A 23143-nucleotide genomic window follows, 5' to 3' on the forward strand; every position below is an offset into this window, starting at 1 on the left:
CTCACAGCAGCCTGCCGTGCAGTTCCGTCCCGGGTTGCCGGGTTCATCACCTCACGAGAAAAAACAGTGAATCCTTGGTTTTTTATGTCATACTTTCGCTAATGTTCTTGCCGAAAGAGCCCAGCGACCGTCGGCGCCGTCTGGCAACCGGCTGAAACCACACAGACAAAGGAGTTCCTGTGACCACCAGCATTGGCGCGGACGCGCCGGCAGTTACTGCCTTGACTCCCGTAGCCGGGCACCCCGCGCTCCCCCTGAAGCGGCCCGGGCTTTTCGCCGTGACCCTGATCCTGACGGCTGCCGCCATCTACTTCGCGTTCCTCACGCCGTCGATCGTGAGCCTCTCCATTCGGATCTTCGGGGTCGATCCGACAGGCAAGGCGTTGGGCCTCTCCACTGTCATATTGATCGGCGCGCTGATTTCCGTCGTCATGTTGCCGCTGTTCGGCAGCCTGTCTGACCGCACCCGAGGGCGCTTCGGCCGACGCCGCCCGTGGCTCGTCGGCGGGTCGCTGACCGTGCTTGCCGGCGCCATCGTCGTCGGGACTGCATCCGATGTCGCCATAGTGGCCACAGGCTGGGCGATTTCACAGCTTGGCTTCAGCGCGGTCATCGCCGCCTTCCTGGCTTTGGTGCCCGACTTCATACCCGAACGCCTGCGCGCCCGGACGTCCGCCGGGATCGGCGTCGTGACGGGCCTCGTTGTCCTCGGCGGCATCGCCTTCGCCAGCGCAAACGTTGCAAATCCGGTCACCATGATGGTCGCCCCGGCCGCCGTTGCCGTGCTCTTCGTGCTGGGCCTGTCGATGGTGATTGCCAAAGCTGATGTCATTCCTGCTGACGCGGCGGCGCTTCCCCGCTATTCCGTCCGCGAGTTCGCGGGGAGCTTTTTCATCAACCCGTGGCATCACCCGAGCTTCGCCTGGAACTGGATTAGCCGGCTCCTTTTTGGAATCGCCATGGTCGGTCTCCAGACCTACTCCACCTATTTCCTGACTGACGTGACCGGGTTGTCGCTTCAGGACGCAACGGCCCGCTACACATTCGTCACCTTGATCACCACACCCATCGGCTTCGTATTCACGGTTGCCGCCGGATTTCTGTCGGACAAGATGAACCGCCGCAAGATCTTCGTCGTCGGGGCAGCGGTGATCGCTGCCGCGGGCATCCTCATCGCCGCCCTGCTGCAGAGCGCGGACGGATTTCTGGTCGCGTACATCGTGTTCTCGATCGGCCTGGCTTTTTATCTGACGGTCGACGTGGCAATCGCGGCCTCGGTCGTCCCGGATTCTGCCCAAACAGCCAAGGCCATGGCGGTGTACCAGGTCTCGACGACGGCGCCCGCCATTGTGGTGCCGCTTCTTGGCGTGCTCGTGCTCACGTCAGCCGCCGCCTACGTCCCGTTCTTCTGCATCCTCGGCGGGATCGCACTGCTGTCTGCCGTCACCATCCTCTTTGTAAAGGTCCGCTGAACCATGCCGCACTCTTCTCCTGAACCCGCGTTCACAGAGCTCCTGGACGGCGCGACATGGATCCGCCCCTGCGAACCTGTCGACCCGGGCCCCGGTTCCCGGCCGGCGTATGTCGTGCGCCTCGACGTCGAGTTGCCCGCCGACGTGGCAGCTGCAAATCTCGCTGCGACGGCCCATGGCATCATCGAGGTCTTCCTCAATGGCCGGAGGGTCGGGGACGAAGAACTCGTTCCCGGGTTCACCGCCTACCGCAAGCGGCTGCAGGTGTTCGAATGGGACGTTGCCGGCTACCTTCACGGCGGCACCAACCGCGTCGAAGTGCTTCTAAGTGACGGATGGTTCCGCGGACGGCACGGCTTCGAACGCCGTGCCGATGGATTCGGCATCGAAACCGCCCTGCTGCTCGGGCTCAAAGGGTCCTCCGGTTCCGGCGAAGCGTTCCATGTCGTGTCGGACGGCACCTGGAGTTCGGCTCCGAGCCACATCATTCGGGCTGACCTGATGGACGGCCAGTCCGTCGACTTCCGCCGGCTCGACGGCGACGGCGGCGTCGACGGACCGTGGTCAGCGGTCAGCATTGGAACCGGCGCCCTCTACGACGACGGGTCACGGCTGATCCCTACAAGCGCGGAGCCTGTGCGCCGGATCGACACCTTCCCGCCCGTGGGCGTGTCGTCGCCCCGGCCGGGCACCGCCGTCGTCGATTTCGGGCAGAACCTCAACGGATGGGTGCGCCTGACCTCATTGGGCCCGCGCGACACCCACCTCGTGCTGACCCACGGGGAAGTGCTCGCCGGATCAGGCCTGGTTTCCACTGAGAACTTGCGGTCCTTCATCTTCGCTACCGGCGACCTCCTGCCGGCGGGACAGATTGACGAAGTCATCTCCTCCGGCCGCCCTGGTGAAACCTTCGAGCCCCGGCACACGACGCATGGATTCCGGTACGTCCAGATCGACGGCCTGCCGGGGGCCCTCGATCCCGAGGACATCCGGGCCGTCGTCGTGCACACGGATTTGTTGCCCACCGGCTCGTTCTCCTGCAGTGACGCCGCCCTCAACGCGCTTCACACGGCAGGGGTCTGGAGCTTCCGGGGAAACGCCTGCGAGATTCCTACCGACTGCCCTCAGCGGGAGCGCTCCGGGTTCACCGGCGACTGGCAGGTATTTGTCGGCACCGCAGCCTTTCTGTACGACGTCCAGGCGTTCTCGGACAAGTGGCTCGCCGATCTCGCCGCCGATCAATGGGCCGATGGCCGGGTTCCCACCATCACGCCCAACCCCGCGGGCGGCAAACCCTCGGGTGTCTTCTTCGAGGACCTCTCGGCAGGGTCGGCCGGATGGGGCGACGCCGCCGTCGTCGTCCCCTGGGAACTGTGGCGGGCCTACGGCGACGAGGGCATCCTGCGCCGCCAACTGCCCTCAATGCAGGCCTGGGTCGACTACGCCGCGCGTTCCGCGGCGGCCAACAGGCACCCCGCCCGGGCAGATCGCCGGCCCGTCCCCGCCGCCTGGGAGACGTTCCTCTGGAACTCCGGATTCCACTTCGGAGAATGGCTCGAACCCGGCGTACCTCCCGCTCCGAATCCCGCCACCGACCACAGCATTGTGGCGACCGCGTTCCTGCACCGGTCAGCCGCACTCCTCGCCGCTTCAGCCAAGGTGCTGGGCGAAAAGGAACTTGAGGCAAAATACAGCACTGTCGCAGCCGGAGCCCGCGAGGCATGGCAATGCGAGTTCCTCACCGGTCACGGGCGCCTCTCGATCGAGGCGCAGGCCCACTATGCCCGCGGTCTAGCCTTCGGATTGTTCCCTGCCGGGGATCGCGAGGCCGCCGCGGGCCGACTTGCCGAGCTGATTGAGCAGACCAGCGGGCGCCTGGGTACCGGGTTCCTCAGCACCGGGCAACTGCTGCCCGCCCTTGCCGATCACGGCAAAGCCGAGGAAGCCTACGCCGTCCTGCTTTCCAGGGGCACCCCTTCCTGGCTCGGCATGCTCGAGAACGGCGCCACCACGGTCTGGGAGTGGTGGGACGGCGTCGCCCAGGGCGAGGTCCGGGGTTCGCTCAACCATTACAGCAAAGCCGCCGTCCTTTCCTTCCTCTACACGCACGTGGCAGGCATTCGGCTCTCCGAACACCCCACGGCGGACGACGCGGCTTACCGTCACGTCACGATCGCACCTGTCCCCGGCGGCGGACTCGACTGGGCACAGGCATCACTGCACACTCCTCAGGGCTTGCTGTCCTCAGCCTGGCGCATCGTCGACGGCGACTTCGTCCTCGACGTCTCGCTCCCGCCAGGAACCCGTGCCCGCGTCGAATTGCCGAACGGGACAGTCCTGGCGGCAGAAGGCGGCCAGCGAACCTTCAGCGTTCCACTTCAGCAGAGTGTCCGTGCCTGACACAGTCCGCGCCTAGCAAAGGAAGAGCATGAACAGCTTCACAAACCCCGTCCTCCGCGGCCACGCTCCGGACCCCAGCGTCGTTCGTGTTGGTGATGACTTCTACCTGGCCAATTCGAGCTTCGGGTTCCTCCCGGGAATTCCGATCTCGCATTCCACCGATCTGGTCACGTGGCGCACCATAGGATTCGCCGTGACGAGACCGGGACAGTACCGTCGCGACGGACAACCCGGGTCCATAAACCTGTTCGCACCCACCCTTCGCCACGAAGAAGGAGTGTTCTATCTGGTCTGCACCAACCAGGCGGAGTGCCAGGGCAACTTCTTCGTCACGGCAACCAGCCCGGAAGGTCCGTGGTCGGATGCGGTCTGGCTCGACCGGGAAGCCTTCGATCCCTCCTTGTTCCGTGACATCGACGGCCGCTGGTACTACACCCGCCGTACCCTTCAGTTCCGCCCGGACGGCAACCTTGGTCCCATCGTCCACGCGCCCATCGACATCGCAACGGGCACGCTGGGCGAGTTCCGCCCACTGACCGCGAACAACCGGGGATTCTCCAGCAACGACATCGAGGGACCCCACCTGTTCACCCGCGACGGCTGGTACTACCTCACCGGAGCCGAGGGCAGCAGCTGGAAGGGACACATGCAGACCATCGGCCGCAGCAGGTCACCATGGGGCCCGTTCGAACCCGCACCCCACAACCCGATTCTGACCCACCGCGACCGGGTGGCACACCCGATCCAATCCGTTGGGCACGCCGATTTCGTCGAGGACGCATCCGGCAACTGGTGGGCCGTGTCCCTGGGAACGCGCCATGACCGCTTCTCCAGTCATCACACGCTGGGACGTGAAACCTTCCTCACACCCGTCACCTGGACGGAGGACGGTTGGCCCGTCATCGGCCACGACGGACACACGGAAGAAGCGTTCAACGACGTTCCGACCCCCACGGACAGGGGAACCCGGATCGACGTCGCCGACTCGCTGTGGCTGCGGGGCTGGCGCACACTGCAGGCCGGCGAACCTGGCGTGAATGGGAAACAGACCGACGACTTCATCGAAGTCCCGGCGGGCCCCGACCTCACCGAACGCCCGCCCGTCGGGGCCCTTTTCAGGGCGCAAAGTGAATTCGACCAGACGTTCTCCGCAACGGTGGATAGTGATGATGCTGTTGCCGCGGGAGTCGCCGTGTATACGAACTCGGTGCACTTCTTCTCGGCACTGGTGCGGCCGGTCGGATCGGGCAGGGCCGTGTCCTTCCGCCGCGTGGTCGATGACATGCTCACGGAGACGGAGACAGTTGTTCCTGCTCAGGGCGATCTCCGGCTCACTGTCACGGCAACCGGCGGCAGGTACACGTTCACCGCGACGGTGGGGCACGAGAGCTGGGAACTAGGGTCCGGTAACTCCCGGCTCCTCTCAGCCGAGGCGGCACAGTGGTTCGTGAACGTTAACTTTGCGCTCATCGCCGTCGATGAGGGATCAAACGGTGGTGCTGCCCGGTTCAGCCGGGTCCTCATCAAGGAGCCCCTCAAGACAGTGCCCCCGGCGTTCGAAATGCCGTACTAGGCAACTTCACAGGCTCAACAAATTCACCCAGCCCGGAGGCGTTCCTTGAGGCTTTCGGAGAATTCGGCGACGCCGGCGACGATGTCGACTTTGCCGTTGGACAGGACCCATTGAACCTGAAGTCCATCACTGACTGCTATGCACTCCCTGGCCACGAGCTCCAGATCCACGTCATGGCGAATCTCGCCCTTGTCGACGGCTTTCTGCCACCGGGCAACCAGTGATGCCACTACGCCCTCGTACTGCGCCGCAAGCCGGGCGTGGGCGGGGCTTCGCGTGTCTGCCGCCTCTGAAATGGACAGCACAAAGAGTTCAATCAGGCCCGGCTGCTCGGTGAAGCGACGGGTGGCTTCCACCATTTCGTCGAGGGCGTCCAGCCCGGAATCCGAGCCGGGCAGGGATTCCCACCAGGACGCCGTCTCCATGAGGCGCCGCTCGGCCACTGCCTGAAGCAGCACGTTCTTGCTCGGGAAGTGGTGGGCCAGACCGCTCTCACTAATGCCGACAGCTTCCGCAATGGCCGACATGGGGGTCGCGTAGTAGCCGTCCGCACCGAACATCTTCGTCGCCACGTCGATGATCTTTTCGCGACGCCGGACCCCGGTCGGATAACTGCCGCCGCTCGCCTTCAGTCCCATGCGTTTCACCGTAACGCAAGGTGGCAAAAACAAGGAATCAACGGTCGGGCCCCGGGCCTGGGCAGTACTTTCTGGGGTCTTCAAGGTTCGTGGCCGTGGATGTCGACGATCGTGAACCTCGACATCGGGCGCAGCGTGAACACCCTTCAGCAGGTCAACCCGCCACGAACCGCGAAGAGCCGCTAATCTTGGGGCACCCAAAACAGAGGAGAGACCCATGGGCACGGTGGTCATGTACAGCTCGGTGTCGGTGGACGGCTTCATCGCGGACGAGGACGACCAGCCCGGACCCCTGTTCGACTGGTTGTCCAGCGGTGACGTGCCGTTGGACGAGAGCGGCGAGTTGAAGGTGTCGCAGACGTCCTACGACTACACCCGGCCGTACTGGGACCAGATCGGGGCGACCGTCGTCGGCCGCCACGTCTTCGACATGACGGACGGCTGGGACGGGAAACCTCCGGGCGGGGTCGACCACGTGGTCGTCGTGACGCACCGGCCGGAGCCTGAGGGCTGGGACTCCGAAGCGCCGTTTCACTTCGTCGACGGCGTCGAGGCAGCCGTGGCCAAGGCGCAGAAGCTTGCGGGTGACCGCATGGTCGAGGTCGCCGCCGGCGACGTCGGTGGCCAGGTGCTTGCCGCGGGCCTGGTCGACGAGGTGCGCATGGACGTCGTACCCGTCGTGTTCGGGTCCGGCAAGCGCTACTTCGGGTCGGTCCACGCGCAGCACCTGTTGGAGGATCCTGATGTGGTGATTCAGGGCAACCGGGTGCTTCACCTGCGCTATCGGGTGCGCCGTTGACCGATCTGAGCGGGTACGCGAAGAAGTCCACTGCGAACGGTGACACAAGATCGGGCCTCCGCTCGCGGGGTGCGGTTAAATGCGGGAGGACCCCCAACCTGTGGTTGGGGGTCCTCGACCTGTAATGGTGTTCCGGCGGTGACCTACTCTCCCACACCCTCCCGGGTGCAGTACCATCGGCGCTGTGGGTCTTAGCTTCCGGGTTCGGAATGGGACCGGGCGTTTCCCCCACGCTATGACCGCCGTAACCCTTGCTCCACCGCCTGTCCGTTGCCGGAGGCGGGGAAAACTTTGTGGTTACAACCTGCTGCACCGGTGTTGCTGGTGCAGTTGTGGTGTTGTGTATGTTGTTGTTGGTTCCTGTTGCAACGTGCCGCGGGTGCGGGTTTGTTGGTTGGGAACCACATAGTGGACGCAAGCAGTCTTGTTTCTTTGTACCCTCCCCGTGGTGCGAACCCCTTTTGAAACGGGTTCGCGGGAAGAGTGTGTGGTGTAAGTTATCGGCCTATTAGTACCGGTCAGCTTCACGAGTCGTTAGTCCTCGCTTCCACATCCGGCCTATCAACCCAGTGGTCTGGCTGGGGGCCTCTCACACACAAGGTGTATGGAAATCTCATCTCGAAGCGAGCTTCCCGCTTAGATGCTTTCAGCGGTTATCCCATCCGAACGTAGCTAATCAGCGGTGCACTTGGCAGTACAACTGACACACCAGAGGTTCGTCCGTCCCGGTCCTCTCGTACTAAGGACAGCCCTTCTCAAATTTCCTGCGCGCGCAGCGGATAGGGACCGAACTGTCTCACGACGTTCTAAACCCAGCTCGCGTACCGCTTTAATGGGCGAACAGCCCAACCCTTGGGACCTACTCCAGCCCCAGGATGCGACGAGCCGACATCGAGGTGCCAAACCATGCCGTCGATATGGACTCTTGGGCAAGATCAGCCTGTTATCCCCGAGGTACCTTTTATCCGTTGAGCGACGGCCATTCCACAATGTACCGCCGGATCACTAGTCCCGACTTTCGTCCCTGCTCGAGATGTCTCTCTCACAGTCAAGCTCCCTTGTGCACTTACACTCGACACCTGATTGCCAACCAGGCTGAGGGAACCTTTGGGCGCCTCCGTTACTTTTTAGGAGGCAACCGCCCCAGTTAAACTACCCATCAGGCACTGTCCCTGACCCGGATTACGGGCCGAAGTTAGATGTCCAAAGTGACCAGAGTGGTATTTCAACGATGACTCCACCCGAACTGGCGTCCGGGCTTCAACGTCTCCCACCTATCCTACACAAGCCACTCCGAACACCAATACCAAACTATAGTAAAGGTCTCGGGGTCTTTCCGTCCTGCTGCGCGTAACGAGCATCTTTACTCGTACTGCAATTTCGCCGAGTTTATGGTTGAGACAGCGGGGAAGTCGTTACTCCATTCGTGCAGGTCGGAACTTACCCGACAAGGAATTTCGCTACCTTAGGATGGTTATAGTTACCACCGCCGTTTACTGGGGCTTAAATTCTCAGCTTCGCCTTGCGGCTAACCGGTCCTCTTAACCTTCCAGCACCGGGCAGGAGTCAGTCCGTATACATCGTCTTGCGACTTCGCACGGACCTGTGTTTTTAGTAAACAGTCGCTTCCCCCTGGTCTCTGCGGCCCCGATCCCCTCCCACCAGCGTGTGGTGTTCAAGGTTGGGGCCCCCCTTCTCCCGAAGTTACGGGGGCATTTTGCCGAGTTCCTTAACCATAATTCTCTCGATCGCCTTAGTATTCTCTACCTGATCACCTGTGTCGGTTTGGGGTACGGGCGGCTAAAACCTCGCGTCGATGCTTTTCTCGGCAGCATAGGATCACCGAATCCCCCCCTACGGGGGTCCCGTCAGATCTCAGGCATCATGAACGGCGGATTTGCCTACCGTTCGCCCTACATCCTTAGACCGGGACAACCATCGCCCGGCTCGGCTACCTTCCTGCGTCACACCTGTTAATACGCTTGCCTCCCAGGATCAGGTCCCGCGCTCCACCAAAACCCTCACACCCAAAGGGTGATCGGGCAGGTCTCGGGCGGTTAGTATCCCCTGTTCAACATGGGCGGTTTTTCGCCGGTACGGGAATATCAACCCGTTGTCCATCGACTACGCCTGTCGGCCTCGCCTTAGGTCCCGACTTACCCAGGGCAGATTAGCTTGACCCTGGAACCCTTGATCATTCGGCGGACGGGTTTCTCACCCGTCTTTCGCTACTCATGCCTGCATTCTCACTCGTGTAGGCTCCACCGCTGGTTTACACCGCGACTTCACCGCCCACACGACGCTCCCCTACCCATCCAGACGCCTGAACCACAAGGGCTTAGCTAATATCTGAATGCCACAACTTCGGCGGTGTACTTGAGCCCCGCTACATTGTCGGCGCGGAATCACTTGACCAGTGAGCTATTACGCACTCTTTTAAGGATGGCTGCTTCTAAGCCAACCTCCTGGTTGTCTTCGCAACTCCACATCCTTTCCCACTTAGCACACGCTTAGGGGCCTTAGTTGGTGGTCTGGGCTGTTTCCCTCTCGACTATGAAGCTTATCCCCCACAGTCTCACTGCTGCGCTCTCACTTACCGGCATTCGGAGTTTGGCTGACGTCAGTAACCTTGTAGGGCCCATTAGCCATCCAGTAGCTCTACCTCCGGTAAGAAACACGCAACGCTGCACCTAAATGCATTTCGGGGAGAACCAGCTATCACGAAGTTTGATTGGCCTTTCACCCCTACCCACAGCTCATCCCCTCCATTTTCAACTGAAGTGGGTTCGGTCCTCCACGACGTCTTACCGTCGCTTCAACCTGGCCATGGGTAGATCACTTCGCTTCGGGTCTAGATCACGCCACTGCAACGCCCTGTTCAGACTCGCTTTCGCTACGGCTTCCCCACACGGGTTAACCTCGCGACGTAACACTAACTCGCAGGCTCATTCTTCAAAAGGCACGCCGTCACCAGAATCAGACTGGCTCCGACGGATTGTAAGCACACGGTTTCAGGTACTGTTTCACTCCCCTCCCGGGGTACTTTTCACCTTTCCCTCACGGTACTGGTCCGCTATCGGTCATTAGGGAGTATTTAGGCTTATCAGGTGGTCCTGACAGATTCGCACGGGATTTCTCGGGCCCCGTGCTACTTGGGATACTTCACCAGGCGGTACACAACATTTCGGTTACGGGGCTCACACCCTCTACGGCCGGCCTTTCAAGACCGTTCACCTATGCCTGCACATCACACCTCACCAGCCCGGCAGAACTGGTATGGAAAGTCCCACAACCCCGACCATGCAACGCCCGCCGGCTATCACACATGGAACGGTTTAGCCTGATCCGCGTTCGCTCGCCACTACTAACGGAATCACTATTGTTTTCTCTTCCTGCGGGTACTGAGATGTTTCACTTCCCCGCGTTCCCTCCACGCACCCTATGTGTTCAGATGCGGGTCACCAGGCAGCTCGCGCCCCTGGCGGGGTTTCCCCATTCGGACACCCTGGGATCACAGTCCGGTTATCGACTCCCCCAGGCTTATCGCAGATTCCTACGTCCTTCTTCGGCTCCTAATGCCAAGGCATCCACCGTGTGCTCTTAAAAACTTGACCACAAAAGATCAATCAGAAATTTTCGAGAGAACCATGAAAACCACCACCACCGCCCCGAAGGACAACAGCGACAGATCCAGGTTCATATTCTTGGAAATTGCTTCTTATAAAAGATGCTCGCGTCCACTATGTAGTTCTCAAACAACAACCCCGTACCACACACCCCACACACACAACCCACACGGGCCGAACATGCATGATCGATGCAGCCAGGAAACCAGAAACACAAGTCCCGGAACAATCACGGCCAAAGCCGCAACCACCCGGTCCTGTTGTCTCAGGACCCAACAGTGTGCCAAACACTAAACCGCTGATCACCCCTCCCGCACCGTTCCAGGACCACCACCCCAAGGGGTGAGTGTCCGTACTGGGTGCCGGTGAAGAACCGGCGGCCGCTATTTGTTGATATTCCACCCGTGAGCACCCGCCGCAGAACTTGCGTCTGCGCAACGGGCGTACTCCTGACAACCCCGCCACACTCAAATGCATGAGGCACGGTGGTTGTAGGTGCTCCTTAGAAAGGAGGTGATCCAGCCGCACCTTCCGGTACGGCTACCTTGTTACGACTTAGTCCCAATCGCCAGTCCCACCTTCGACAGCTCCCTCCCACAAGGGGTTAGGCCACCGGCTTCGGGTGTTACCAACTTTCGTGACTTGACGGGCGGTGTGTACAAGGCCCGGGAACGTATTCACCGCAGCGTTGCTGATCTGCGATTACTAGCGACTCCGACTTCATGGGGTCGAGTTGCAGACCCCAATCCGAACTGAGACCGGCTTTTTGGGATTAGCTCCACCTCACAGTATCGCAACCCTTTGTACCGGCCATTGTAGCATGCGTGAAGCCCAAGACATAAGGGGCATGATGATTTGACGTCGTCCCCACCTTCCTCCGAGTTGACCCCGGCAGTCTCCCATGAGTCCCCGCCATTACGCGCTGGCAACATGGAACGAGGGTTGCGCTCGTTGCGGGACTTAACCCAACATCTCACGACACGAGCTGACGACAACCATGCACCACCTGTGAACCGGCCCCAAAGGGGAAGGACTGTTTCCAGCCCGGTCCGGCCCATGTCAAGCCTTGGTAAGGTTCTTCGCGTTGCATCGAATTAATCCGCATGCTCCGCCGCTTGTGCGGGCCCCCGTCAATTCCTTTGAGTTTTAGCCTTGCGGCCGTACTCCCCAGGCGGGGCACTTAATGCGTTAGCTACGGCGCGGAAAACGTGGAATGTCCCCCACACCTAGTGCCCAACGTTTACGGCATGGACTACCAGGGTATCTAATCCTGTTCGCTCCCCATGCTTTCGCTCCTCAGCGTCAGTTAATGCCCAGAGACCTGCCTTCGCCATCGGTGTTCCTCCTGATATCTGCGCATTTCACCGCTACACCAGGAATTCCAGTCTCCCCTACATCACTCTAGTCTGCCCGTACCCACCGCAGATCCGGAGTTGAGCCCCGGACTTTCACGGCAGACGCGACAAACCGCCTACGAGCTCTTTACGCCCAATAATTCCGGATAACGCTTGCGCCCTACGTATTACCGCGGCTGCTGGCACGTAGTTAGCCGGCGCTTCTTCTGCAGGTACCGTCACTTTCGCTTCTTCCCTACTGAAAGAGGTTTACAACCCGAAGGCCGTCATCCCTCACGCGGCGTCGCTGCATCAGGCTTGCGCCCATTGTGCAATATTCCCCACTGCTGCCTCCCGTAGGAGTCTGGGCCGTGTCTCAGTCCCAGTGTGGCCGGTCACCCTCTCAGGCCGGCTACCCGTCGTCGCCTTGGTGAGCCATTACCTCACCAACAAGCTGATAGGCCGCGAGTCCATCCAAAACCACAATAAAGCTTTCCACCCCCCACCATGCGATGAGGAGTCATATCCGGTATTAGACCCAGTTTCCCAGGCTTATCCCAGAGTTAAGGGCAGGTTACTCACGTGTTACTCACCCGTTCGCCACTAATCCCCGGTGCAAGCACCGGATCATCGTTCGACTTGCATGTGTTAAGCACGCCGCCAGCGTTCATCCTGAGCCAGGATCAAACTCTCCGTTGAAGAAAAACAGACACAACATGCGCCCCCGGGAAAACGGGATGCACACGCTGCACAAAATTTGAAACCAGCCAAAAACACCAGACCACACCACGGGTGGCGGGCCCGGCACATTCAACCAATTCAATACAATAAATTGGTATCAACAAACTTGGCACACTATTGAGTTCTCAAACAACAGACACATTCGAATACTCGTCGAAACAATTCATTTCAATGAATTCTTTTATTTCGCTTTTCTTCGCTGCGATGTTTACAGCTTATTTCATTCATTTCCACTTTGCAAATTCGCGATTTTCATCCGAATTTCACTCTGTGGAGCGAATCCGCCCAGCAGAATTGAAGCAATTTTCATTATCCGCGCCTAGCGCATGAAGAATTGCTTCTCATTTGTGGGGGTTTGTCTCCGCTCAGCGGCGGCGACTCAGAAAACAATACACGCTCCTCCCCGGCCGTGCAAATCAGCCAGGAAGGAGCGTGCAGCGTGCGTTCTCAGTACGGACCAGCAGCGGATCAGGGCGCCGCGACCTCCACCGTTGCCAGGTTCTTCTTGCCCCGCCGCAGGAGCAGGTAGCGCCCGTGCAGCAACTGGCTGGCCGCAATAACGGCGTCGGGGTCGGAGACCTTCGCGTTGTTCACGTAGGCCCCGCCCTCCCCCACGGTGCGGCGGGCGGCGGACTTGCTCTCGGACAGGCCGGAGGCCACGAGCAGTTCGACGATGCCCAGACCGCCGGCGTCCACGGTGGCGGACGGCAGCTCGGAGGTGGCAGCCTTCAGGGTCGCTTCATCCAGCACAGTCAGATCGCCGTTGCCGAACACCGCCGCCGACGCCGCAATGACCTTTTCCGTGGCGTCAACACCGTGGACAAGAGAGGTCACCTCGTATGCCAGTTTCCGCTGGCCCTCGCGAGCGAACGGCCGTTCGGCGACTGCCAGCTCCAGTGCCTCGATCTCCGCACGGGTCAGGAACGTGAAGACCTTGAGGCGGGCCGCGACGTCGGCATCTGCCGTGTTGAGCCAGAACTGGTAGAAGGCGTACGGGCTGCACATCGCCGGATCCAGCCAGATCGCGTTGCCCTCGCTCTTGCCGAACTTGGTGCCGTCAGAGTTGGTGATGAGCGGCGTTCCCAGGGCATGGACGTGCTTGCCCTCAACCTTCCGGATGAGTTCGGTGCCACTGGTGAGGTTGCCCCACTGGTCCGAGCCGCCGGTCTGCAAGGCGCAGCCGTAGTCGCGGAACAACTGGAGGTAGTCCATGCCCTGCAGGATCTGGTAGCTGAATTCGGTGTAGCTGATGCCTTCATCCGAGCCAAGGCGGGACGCGACGGCATCCTTGCGGAGCATGGTCCCGACCCGGAAGTGCTTGCCGATGTCGCGCAGGAAGTCGATGGCGCTCAGCGGCGCCGTCCAATCCAGGTTATTGACCATCCGGGCGGCGTTGTCGCCCTCGAAGCTCAGGAAGCGGCGGACCTGCGCCTGCAGGTAGCCCACCCACTCCGAGACGGTGTCCTTGGTGTTAAGGGTGCGTTCCGCCGTCGGACGCGGATCCCCGATCAGCCCCGTGGAGCCGCCGACCAGGCCGAGCGGCTTGTGGCCGGCCAGCTGGATCCGGCGCATGAGCAGCAGCTGGACGAGGTTGCCCAGGTGCAGGCTCGGCGCGGTCGGATCGAAGCCGCAGTAATACGTCACAGGCTCGCCGGCGAGGAGCTTCTCGAGCTCCGCCTCATCCGTGGAGACGTGGACAAGGCCGCGCCATTTCAGCTCCTGCCAGATATTGGCGAAGCTGGGGTCGTTCTGCTGGGCATCGAGATTATTTAGCTGGGACACGGAATCTAAGGTAGCAGGATCAGCACATCCGCATCGCAGGTGACGCCCTGCCGGCCGCTGTCTCCCCGCCGCCGTTCGGCAACGGGGAGCCGCCTTCCGGCAGCCGTACAGCGCGGCGGCCGGAACGGGCCTACTCCTCGATGCCAGCGGGGACGCCGGAGGCGGCGATGAGCCTCAGGCGTTGCGTGGGCCTGGTCATGGCCACATAGAGGTCGCCCACCCGGCCGTGCTCATGGTTGAGCATGTCCGTCGGTTCAAGGACCACGACGCCGTCGAACTCCAGTCCCTTTGCCTCGCGGGGGCTGATAACCACGATGTCCTGCGCGTAGCTTCCCGCACCGGTCCCCACGCGGTGCCCGTACACGGCCCGGAGTGCAGCGCTGGCTTCCGGGAGAAGCTCGCCGTCGGCAATGACCGCCAGCAGGCCACCTTCGATCGCGTCCAGTTCCTCCGGCAGTACCTCGACGAGCTTCGTGACAATCTGGCTCTGGTCCACGCGGTCGATCACCGGCGCCCAGCGTCCTTCCCTGACTGCCTTCGGCGCGGAAACCACCAGGCCGGCCGCATTGGCCATCCGGGCGGCCGCCTCGGCGATCTGCGACGGCGTGCGGTAGTTGACGGTGAGTTCCTCGAGCTGCCAGCGGTCGCCGAACATGGGGGCCAGCGCGCTGTGCCAGGAGTTGGCGCCGGCGACTGAACTCGTCTGGGCGATGTCGCCGACGATCGTGAACGACTTCAGCGGGCAACGGCGGACGAGCAGCCGCCACTGCATGGGCGACAACTCCTGTGCCTCGTCCACCACAATGTGCCCGAACGCCCAGCTGCGGTCCGTGGTGGCACGCTCGGCAGCGGTCAGCCGCGTCTCGCGCTCCTGGTTCTGGTCCACGAGGTCTTCGGCAGTGACGAGGACATCCACCCCGGCGGTTTCCATGTTGACCAGAGTCTGCTTGGCGTTGGCGAGATCGCGGGCGCGGTCCTGTTCCTGCTGAGCCAGTCCCCGGCCGGCAGCGGCATCAAGCTCGCCGAGCAATTCGGCGGCCTCGTCGAGCAACGGGACGTCGGACTCCGTCCACGGCGAACCGGCCGGGCGGAGCAGCAGGGCGCGTTCCTCCGGGGTGAGGTTCGGGGTGCATGCCTCGAGAATGGCCGGCTTGCTCAGCAACTCGCCCACGAGCTTCTCCGGGGTCATGGGCATCCAGCACAGGTTCAGCGCGATCCGGACATCCCGGGCGGACCGGACATCCTCCGCCAGGTAGGAGCGGTCGGCGTTGTTGCCGATGTTGCCGGCTTCCACCAGCTCCGTCATCTGTTCGGTCAGTTCGCGGAGCAGAATCTTGACGAAGGAGACTCGGGCCTCGTTGTGCGGCTTGCCCGTGGCCCGTGCCCTCTCCTTGGCGCGGCGGACCTGCCGCGGCGTCAGGATCAGCTTGCGCCCGTCGACCTCCAGGACGCGGTTTCCGGCCGGGAGGCGCTGCCGGTTGGCGACGGCGTTGGCCACCACGTCGGCCATGTCCAGCCGGCCCTTGATGGCGGCCACGGCAGAGTCCGTCTCGGCCACTGCGGTGATGCCCGGCATAAGCCGGCCAAGGCTCGCCATCACGACACCGGTCTCACCCAGCGAGGGCAGCACACGTTCGATGTACTTCATGAAGGACGACGTCGGCCCCACCAGCAGGACGCCGGCGCTCTTGAGCCGGTCCCGGTGCGTGTAGAGCAGGTAGGCCGCGCGGTGCAGTGCGACGGCGGTCTTGCCAGTGCCCGGTCCGCCCTGGACCACGAGCGCGCCGGAGATGGAGGAACGGATGATCCGGTCCTGCTCGGACTGGATGGTGCCGACGATGTCCGACATCCGGCCGGTCCGCTTGGAATTCAGGGCAGCCAGCAGGGCGCCTTCGCCCTGGAGGGAGTCGTTGTCGGCGAGCATGTCGGCGTCGAGCACGTCATCCTCGATCGCCTTGACCTCGCGGCCCTGCAGGATCAAGTGACGGCGGCGACGAACGCCCTGCCGGTCAAAAGCCGTGGCCTGGTAGAAATGGCCGGCCTCGGGCGCCCGCCAGTCCACCATGAGCCGCTGCAGGTCCTCGGTGGTCAGCCCGATGCGGCCGATGTACTGGGCCTCCCCGGAGTCCAGGTCCAGGCGGCCGAAGACGAGGCGGTCATCGACGGCGTCGAGCTGGGCGAGGCGGTCCTCATACAGGGCCGCGAAGGCATCGCGTTCGGAGACGTTTTGCATGGTGCCCACGGCACCGGCACGGCGCACCTGGGCCAGCTGGGTGCGCTTCTCTGCCCGCAACTCATCGAGCCGGGCGTAAAGTCCGGCCACATAGTCGCGTTCATGGGCCAAATCAGCGTCGTGCATCGAACGTTCCCCTATCGAAAAAGACAGACCCACCATTCTACAGCCATTTCGGCAGACTCAGCTTTCGCCGGTCTGTCGAACGATGCCAAGGCAGTCTTCGTCAGGGAATTCTACCGACACGTCCCGAATGGTCCAGCCCCGGACCTCCCGTTAGAGCCGTAATAAGGATCGGACGTTGTGGCCGGTCAGGGCCGCACGGCCGCCAAGATCGTCCAGTTCCATGACCACGCCGACGCCGGCCACGTGGATGCCGCAGCGCTCAAACAGCCGTGCCGCGGCGCCGAGCGTACCGCCGGTGGCGAGGACGTCGTCGAGGATCAGCACGCGGCTCCCGGGCGCCAGATCGGTCGTATGCAGCTCGAGGGTGGCGGTGCCGTATTCCAAGGCGTAGTCCTCGGAGACGACCTCGCGCGGCAGCTTGCCCGCCTTCCGGACGGTGATGACGCCGGTGCCGGTGGCATACGCGGCAGCGGCGGCAAGAAGGAAGCCGCGGGCTTCCACCCCGGCGACGGCGTCGAACTGGCCCTTGAACGGCTCAACGAGGGCGTCGACCACCGCCTTCAGTGCCGCCCCGTCGGCGAACACCGGGGTCAGATCCTTGAAGCTGATTCCGGGTTGGGGGTAGTCCGGGATGGTGGCGCAGAGGCTGTTGATCAGCTCGCCCGCGGGCTTTGCTGGCTTGATCTGGTTCGGCTCGCTTGGATTCACCCATCCACCTTACTGGCTGGTAGCCACGCGCCGCCGGGCCTGCCCCGTGCCGGGCAACCTGGCGGTCACCGAATGTTCACCTCAGGGGTGCCGGATTCCACCGTTGCGTCCACTCCCTCGGTGATTGAATGCTCCAATGCGACACGAAATCGTCCTCTCCGGCCATGGCGTCCACGTGGTTCCGCTGGCCCCGGAGCATGCGGAAGGTCTCTTTGATTTTGTGGATTCCGGCATGTGGGCGGGCATGGCGGCGCCGATGCCCGGGACCAGCGGCGAGCTGGCGGCGCTGTTCCAGTCCCGGCTGGACGATCCTGCAACCATCCCGTTCGCTGTGACGGACGGGCGGACCGGCGCCCTCCTTGGCACGACGTCCCTGTGTGACTACGTCCCCGCCCAACAGCGCCTGGAAATCGGGGGAACGTTCTTCGGGCGTCAGTTCTGGGGCAGCCACATCAATCCCGCGAGCAAGCACATGCTCCTCGCCCACGCCTTTGAGGTACTGGAAGTCCACAGGGTGGCGTTCCGCTGCGATGCCCGCAACACCCGGAGCGCGACGGCGATCGAGCGGCTCGGCGCCCGCTTCGAGGGGATCCTGCGCGGCCACCGCGCAGCGCCCGGCGGGGGCCGCTCGGACACCGCCGTGTTCTCGATCCTCTCGCAGGAGTGGCCGCAGGTGCGCGAGGACCTCCGGCGCCGGCTTGCCCCGTTCGCTGTCGGAGCCGACGGCGCACTCCGCGCCTTCGCGGGCCCGTAGAACTCCCTACGCCCCAGGCCCTGCATCTGCACAGGAGGCGCCCCCGGCGTCGCCGCCCGGGTCCGGTGAGCGCAGGAGGTCCTGGGCGAGCCCATAGGAGACGACGTCGAGCGCCTTTCTGAGCGCGTGCTCGGCATGGAACCGTCCGGCCGCCACAGTGCTCAGCCTGGCGTAGTCCTCCGCCCAGCCGGACCGGCGGAACCTGTCTGCGTCGCCATGCAGGAGCCGCCCGTAGAGCACGTCCTCGAAGAGGTCATGGGCATCATCCTGATCATCCGGAGCGAGTCCGGACATCAGCTTCTGGCGGCCCCGGATCATCCCGTCGGTGAACAAGGTGGCCGCCTGGTCTGCGCCCTCGCTTATCCGGGCGTCCGCCGCGTAATTGCACAAACGCAGGGCCCGGACCACGAGTTTGAGCGACACGTGTTCATCCGGAACGATGAATTTGCGCAGCAAGACCGCACGGAAGAGCTCGATCCAGTGCGTGCGCTCCGCCGCTGCAGCGTCGACGGAACCGACGGGTTCCGCTGGCTCCGCCGGCTCCCTCGGGACCGGGCCGCCATCTGCGGAGAACAGCTCAACCATGCGGAAGTACTCGGTGGCCAGCTGCGCAAAGATCTGCAGGCGTTCGAGCTCGCTGCTTGGCTTTCCGCGTTTTCCCTCGCCCATAATGCTTCATCATGCCCCACCGCGGGTGCCCGGCATCAGGGGTCCCTCCGGCTACGCGTTCCTGGCGTTTGGCGCTTTGGCGGCCTTGTAGCGGGACACGGTGGGGTCGCCGCTGAGCCAGAACCGCCACGGGTAGTCATGGCTGCCGCCGGCGCCGGAGACGCCGACGCGCGGACCCGAGCTGATGTCCGCGGCGGCCGCGCCCGGCGGCGTCGCGGGCAGCTCCAGCCGGAAGGGTGCAACGAGGGCGTCCCGCCCGCTGTCCGCCGTCGTCAGCCCCAGCGCGGTGGCAAGCCGGGCGGGCCCCCTTGCGAGGTCGTTGTCGGATTTCGACGTCGGGCGCCTGCTCCGGGCCAACTCGTGTCCGGCGACAACTTCGCCGGCCCGCAGCAGCAAGGCCGACGCCGTGCCGGCGGGTCCGCAGACGATGTTGGCGCAATGGTGCATCCCGTACGTGAAATACACGTAGAGGTGGCCGGCCGGCCCGAACATCGGCGCGTTGCGCGCCGTTTCGCCGCGGAAGGTGTGGGAGCCCGGGTCAGGGTGCAGTGAATCATGCGGGCCAAGGTAGGCCTCCACTTCGGTGATCCGTACCGAGACGGAACCGTCGCGCCCGTCATGCGTCAAGACGGCTCCCAGAATCAGCGGCGCCACGTGCCGGGCGTCCGCCGAGAGCAGGTCCCGGAGCAACCCGGCCGCAACGGGCGATGCGCCGGGTACCGCACCCGGCACTGTTCCCGCCCCGGACACGGCACCGGACCTGGCGGGAAGCGGGCTGGACGTCATGCTCCGACTTTAACAAACGCCCGCCGGACACTGAACCGCACGCCACGGCCGTGTCCGAATTCCGCTAGCAGGTGGTCGGCGGAGCTGGCAGGATGGGGTCATGGACTTCTGGCAGCGCTACCGGGCAATCGACGCCCGGGACACCCGATTCGACGGGCAGTTCTATACCGCTGTCCGAACCACCGGGATCTACTGCCGGCCCTCATGCCCGGCCCGGACCCCCAAAGCGGACAACGTCACGTTCTATGAAACCTCGGCCGCCGCGCACGAGGCCGGCTACCGGGCCTGCAAGCGCTGCCTGCCCGAGGCCGTGCCCGGCACGCCGGCCTGGAACGTGCGCTCGGACATCGCCGGCCGCGCCATGCGGCTCATCAACGACGGCGTGATCAACCGCGACGGCGTCGAGGGGCTGGCGGCCCGGCTGGGCTATTCCTCGCGCCAGCTCAACCGGATACTGAGCCATGAACTCGGCGCCGGCCCGCTGTCCCTCGCGCGGGCCAGCCGCGCCCAGACCGCGCGCACCCTACTGGTCTCCACCGGAATGAAGGTCTCGGACATCGCCTTCGCCGCCGGATTCAGCAGCGTGCGCCAGTTCAACGAGACCATCGGCGAAGTCTTTGCCATGTCGCCCTCCGCCCTCCGTGCCACGGCCCGGCATCACCGTGCCCCCGCTGCCACCACGGCGCTCACGCTCAACCTTCCGTACCGGGAACCGTTCAATCCCGGCGTGTTCGACTTCCTCGCCGTCCGTGCCATCCCCGGGATCGAGGAAGGCAGCTCCGGCTCCTATGCCCGGACCCTGCGGCTGGCCCACGGCGATGCCCGGTTCCGGGTGGAGTACGACGCCGGCGCGCCCGGCCGTCCGCTGGTGCTGACCATCGGCGCCGTCGACCTCCGGGACCTGGCCTCTCTGCTGAGCCGGGTCCGGCGTCTGCTGGACCTCGACGCCGATCCCGTCGCCATCGATGCCGCCCTCGCGGCCGATCCCCGCCTTGCCGCCGCCGTGGCACGCACGCCGGGCATGCGGATGCCCGGTGCCGTAGACCCGCAGGAACTCCTGATCCGGGCCATGATCGGCCAGCAGATCACCGTGGCTGCCGCGCGGACCGCCCTGGTCCAGCTCTCCGCGGCCGGAAGCGAGAGCCTGGTTCCCGCCGATGGTCTCGACCGGCTCTTCCCCACGGCTGCCCAGATCGCGGAAACAGGCTTCGAACTGCTCCGCGGGCCGCAACGCCGCATCGACTCGGTCCGGGCAGCGGCCGCGGCAATGGCCTCCGGGGACCTGGACTTCGGCTACGGCGATGACGTGCGCGGACTTGAGGACAAGCTCTTGCCGCTTGCCGGCGTCGGGCCGTGGACGGTGGGATACGTCGCGATGCGGGTCATCGGGGCCCCGGACGTGTTCCTGGCCAACGACGCCGCGGTCCGCAATGGCATCCGGTCCCTCACTCCGGCCACCGACGGCACCACTCCTTCCCCCGATTTCCGTGAGGTGAGTCCGTGGCGCTCCTACGCCACGATGCACCTTTGGCGCGCGGCAGCTGCTGCCCAGGCCGCGGCGCGCACAGCATCTCGTACCCGGTCGCAGTGACCGCCGCAGACTCCGAAGAAAGCGAAACCATGAAAGCCCAGTTGTTGACCATGTCCACCCCGGACGGTCCTTTCACCATCATTGCCCGCGACGGCGCCGTGCTGTCATCCGGCTGGACCGCCGTTCCCGGGGAGCTGACCGGTCAGATCCACGCGGACCTGCTGCCGGCCGAATTCGAGACCGTTACCGGCCTCGGCGCCATCTCCGAGGCGGTGGAGGCGTTCTACTCCGGCGATCCGGAACCGGCCATGGGCGTGCCGGTGCTGCAGAAATCCGGTCCCTTCCGCAGCCACGCCTGGGACGTGCTCCGCACCGTCGCACCGGGACGCCCTGTGACCTACACGGAGTATGCGGAGCTTTCCGGCAACGCCAAGGCCGTCCGCGCAGCGGCCAGTGCCTGCGCCTTCAATGCGGCGGCCCTGTTTGTTCCCTGCCACCGGGTCATCCGGACCGACGGGACCCTGGGTGGCTTCCGCTGGGGGCTGGCCGTCAAGGGCAGCCTACTGGACCGGGAACGCGAACTGGCCCTGACGGCGTCGCGGCCCTAGGGCTGCAGGCCCCGGGAGCGCCGCCGGGCGAAAGGCAGGCCCCGCTCAGTTGTTGACGGGCACGCCCGCGGGCCAAGGCAGCAGCTCCGGAAGGTCCACGCCGTCGGCCGCTGCCGTGGCGCGCAGGCTCCCGAGGCTCGGGGTGCGGCCGGCCAGCCAGGCGGCGATATCGGTCAGCATGCCGCTGATGACGGTGGAATTCCCCCCGCTGCCAATGGCCCGGTCGGGCAGCCCGAGCGGCTGCAGCACGAAACGCTGGCCGTCCGGGACCCTGGCGGAGAGGAAGTCGAAGAGGTGCTCGCAGAAGGGCCGGCTCCAGGTTTCCGGTCCGCGCCCGGTGCCGAGGTCCGTGGCATGGATGACGAGTTCTCGCCACAGCGCCAGGCCGCCGTCAAGGACGACTCCCCCGCGGTAGGCAATGGGCGCACGCCAGCCGGCCGCGTCGAGGGAATCGAAGGCGCGCAAGGCCCGTTCCAGCGACGAGGCGAGGTCGGCACGGTGCTCCGCGAGGCTGTGGCCGGCCGCCATCTCGATGGCACGGGTGCGCCCCTCGAAACCGCCGTCATAGAGCTCGATTTTTTCGCCGCGGGCGGCATGTTCGAGCTGGCGGGCCATCGCGTTGGCGATGCCGCAGATGTGCGCCAGCACGTGCCCGCGGGTCCAGCCCGGCAGCTCGGACGGCGCCTTGATGTCCTGTTCCGAGAGCGAAGCGGCAATACCCGTCACGGTGTCGGCGGCCCCGTGCAGTTCTTCCCGAAGCTTTTCTGGTGTGATTGCGGTCATGGCGCCAATCCTAACGGAGCCACCGGATTAGCAGCGATTAACTGAGCCGGGTCAGGTCAGCGGGTCGGGTAGCGGTGCCGGATGTGCCGGCGGTCGTGCCGTGCCTGCCAGAATTCGATCTCCCGCGGACGCAGCGCGTAGAGCTGCCAGTTGGGGTTCTCAGTGCCGTCCGCCCCGGGCCGTGCGTGCCAGTCCGCGGCCGAGGCCGCGGCGGACAGCGCCACGACGTCCCCTGCCACCCGCACCTGGCGCCCCTGCGGCTGCCAGAAGAAGTTCAGCGCCGCGTGCGGGTTGGCCGTGAGTTCGTGTCCCTTCCGGGACTCCCGGGACGTGGCGAAGTGCCAGCCGTCGGCGTCGATGTCCTTCAGGATCAGCATGCGCGAGGACGGCCGGCCGTCGGCGTCGGCCGTGGCCAGGCTGCAGGCGTTGGGTTGCGGCACCCCGGCCTCGAGGGCTTCGGCGAGCCACTGCCGGAAGAGTTCGGCGGGATCTGCCGGGGCGGCGGCCGGATCAAACTCCGGGAGGACATCGGGGAAATCGGGCAGGGCACGCAGGTACTGGCGGAAGGATTCGCTCATGC

15 protein-coding genes and 3 rRNA genes are annotated in these 23143 nt (G+C 64.1%); 7 read left to right on the top strand and 11 right to left on the bottom strand.

What is annotated here, in order from left to right; translation table 11 throughout:
• The first annotated feature begins 179 nt into the window (after positions 1-179).
• From ACVWZ7_RS03985 to ACVWZ7_RS03995, 3 genes are read left to right on the top strand one after another with little or no spacing between them, the layout of a single operon-like run.
• Positions 180-1472: an MFS transporter gene (locus ACVWZ7_RS03985; protein ID WP_456507049.1), complete on the top strand. Its 1293-nt coding sequence runs from the start codon at positions 180-182 to the stop codon at positions 1470-1472.
• 3 nt (positions 1473-1475) lie between these two features.
• Positions 1476-3872, top strand: a complete 2397-nt coding sequence (locus ACVWZ7_RS03990) for a family 78 glycoside hydrolase catalytic domain (RefSeq protein ID WP_456507050.1) — start codon at positions 1476-1478, stop codon at positions 3870-3872.
• 28 nt (positions 3873-3900) lie between these two features.
• Positions 3901-5445, top strand: a complete 1545-nt coding sequence (locus tag ACVWZ7_RS03995; RefSeq protein WP_456507051.1) for a family 43 glycosylhydrolase — start codon at positions 3901-3903, stop codon at positions 5443-5445.
• A 23-nt stretch (positions 5446-5468) separates the two neighbouring features.
• Here ACVWZ7_RS03995 and ACVWZ7_RS04000 read toward each other — a convergent pair whose 3' ends face one another.
• Positions 5469-6083 carry a TetR/AcrR family transcriptional regulator gene (locus ACVWZ7_RS04000; RefSeq protein ID WP_456507052.1) on the bottom strand — a complete coding sequence of 205 codons (615 nt, stop codon included), beginning with the start codon at positions 6081-6083 and terminating at the stop codon, positions 5469-5471.
• Positions 6084-6300: 217 nt separating this feature from the next.
• On the opposite strand from ACVWZ7_RS04000, the gene ACVWZ7_RS04005 reads away from it, so the two are divergent.
• Complete coding sequence (locus ACVWZ7_RS04005) at positions 6301-6882, top strand: dihydrofolate reductase family protein (protein WP_456507053.1); 582 nt, start codon at positions 6301-6303, stop codon at positions 6880-6882.
• A 130-nt stretch (positions 6883-7012) separates the two neighbouring features.
• Here ACVWZ7_RS04005 and rrf read toward each other — a convergent pair.
• The 6 genes from rrf to ACVWZ7_RS04035 all read right to left on the bottom strand — a co-directional run bounded on the left by rrf (position 7013) and on the right by ACVWZ7_RS04035 (position 17432).
• A 5S ribosomal RNA gene (rrf, locus tag ACVWZ7_RS04010) occupies positions 7013-7129 on the bottom strand.
• A gap of 240 nt (positions 7130-7369) precedes the next feature.
• Positions 7370-10496: ribosomal RNA gene (locus ACVWZ7_RS04015) — 23S ribosomal RNA — on the bottom strand.
• A gap of 518 nt (positions 10497-11014) precedes the next feature.
• A 16S ribosomal RNA gene (locus ACVWZ7_RS04020) occupies positions 11015-12541 on the bottom strand.
• The 16S, 23S and 5S rRNA genes sit together here, the layout of an rRNA operon.
• 510 nt (positions 12542-13051) lie before the next feature.
• Positions 13052-14365 (bottom strand): tyrosine--tRNA ligase, encoded by a 1314-nt coding sequence (tyrS, locus tag ACVWZ7_RS04025; RefSeq protein ID WP_456507054.1) that lies wholly within the window; start codon positions 14363-14365, stop codon positions 13052-13054.
• A gap of 130 nt (positions 14366-14495) precedes the next feature.
• Positions 14496-16724, bottom strand: a complete 2229-nt coding sequence (locus ACVWZ7_RS04030; RefSeq protein ID WP_456507055.1) for a HelD family protein — start codon at positions 16722-16724, stop codon at positions 14496-14498.
• A gap of 150 nt (positions 16725-16874) precedes the next feature.
• Entirely contained in the window at positions 16875-17432 is a 558-nt protein-coding gene (locus ACVWZ7_RS04035; RefSeq protein ID WP_456507056.1) for an adenine phosphoribosyltransferase, read from the bottom strand.
• Positions 17433-17568: 136 nt separating this feature from the next.
• Between ACVWZ7_RS04035 and ACVWZ7_RS04040 the strand changes: the two genes are divergently transcribed.
• Positions 17569-18186, top strand: coding sequence for a GNAT family N-acetyltransferase (locus tag ACVWZ7_RS04040; protein ID WP_456507057.1), 618 nt, complete (start codon positions 17569-17571; stop codon positions 18184-18186).
• Positions 18187-18192: 6 nt separating this feature from the next.
• Here the strand turns inward: ACVWZ7_RS04040 and ACVWZ7_RS04045 are convergent, their stop codons facing one another.
• Both ACVWZ7_RS04045 and ACVWZ7_RS04050 read right to left on the bottom strand, forming a co-directional pair.
• Entirely contained in the window at positions 18193-18855 is a 663-nt protein-coding gene (locus tag ACVWZ7_RS04045; protein ID WP_456507058.1) for a hypothetical protein, read from the bottom strand.
• Between the two features lie 51 nt (positions 18856-18906).
• Entirely contained in the window at positions 18907-19641 is a 735-nt protein-coding gene (locus ACVWZ7_RS04050) for a DNA-3-methyladenine glycosylase (protein WP_456507059.1), read from the bottom strand.
• 100 nt (positions 19642-19741) lie between these two features.
• Between ACVWZ7_RS04050 and ACVWZ7_RS04055 the strand changes: the two genes are divergently transcribed.
• A complete protein-coding gene (locus ACVWZ7_RS04055) occupies positions 19742-21232 on the top strand; it encodes an AlkA N-terminal domain-containing protein (protein ID WP_456507060.1) in 1491 nt (496 codons plus the stop codon).
• Positions 21233-21261: 29 nt separating this feature from the next.
• A complete protein-coding gene (locus ACVWZ7_RS04060; protein WP_116767758.1) occupies positions 21262-21780 on the top strand; it encodes a methylated-DNA--[protein]-cysteine S-methyltransferase in 519 nt (172 codons plus the stop codon).
• Positions 21781-21825: 45 nt separating this feature from the next.
• Here the strand turns inward: ACVWZ7_RS04060 and ACVWZ7_RS04065 are convergent, their stop codons facing one another.
• Positions 21826-22563, bottom strand: coding sequence for a maleylpyruvate isomerase family mycothiol-dependent enzyme (locus ACVWZ7_RS04065; RefSeq protein WP_456507061.1), 738 nt, complete (start codon positions 22561-22563; stop codon positions 21826-21828).
• A gap of 56 nt (positions 22564-22619) precedes the next feature.
• Positions 22620-23141, bottom strand: a complete 522-nt coding sequence (locus ACVWZ7_RS04070) for a pyridoxine/pyridoxamine 5'-phosphate oxidase (protein ID WP_456507062.1) — start codon at positions 23139-23141, stop codon at positions 22620-22622.
• Between the last annotated feature and the right edge of the window lie 2 nt (positions 23142-23143).

It is taken from the genome of Arthrobacter sp. TE12232 (assembly GCF_054062615.1).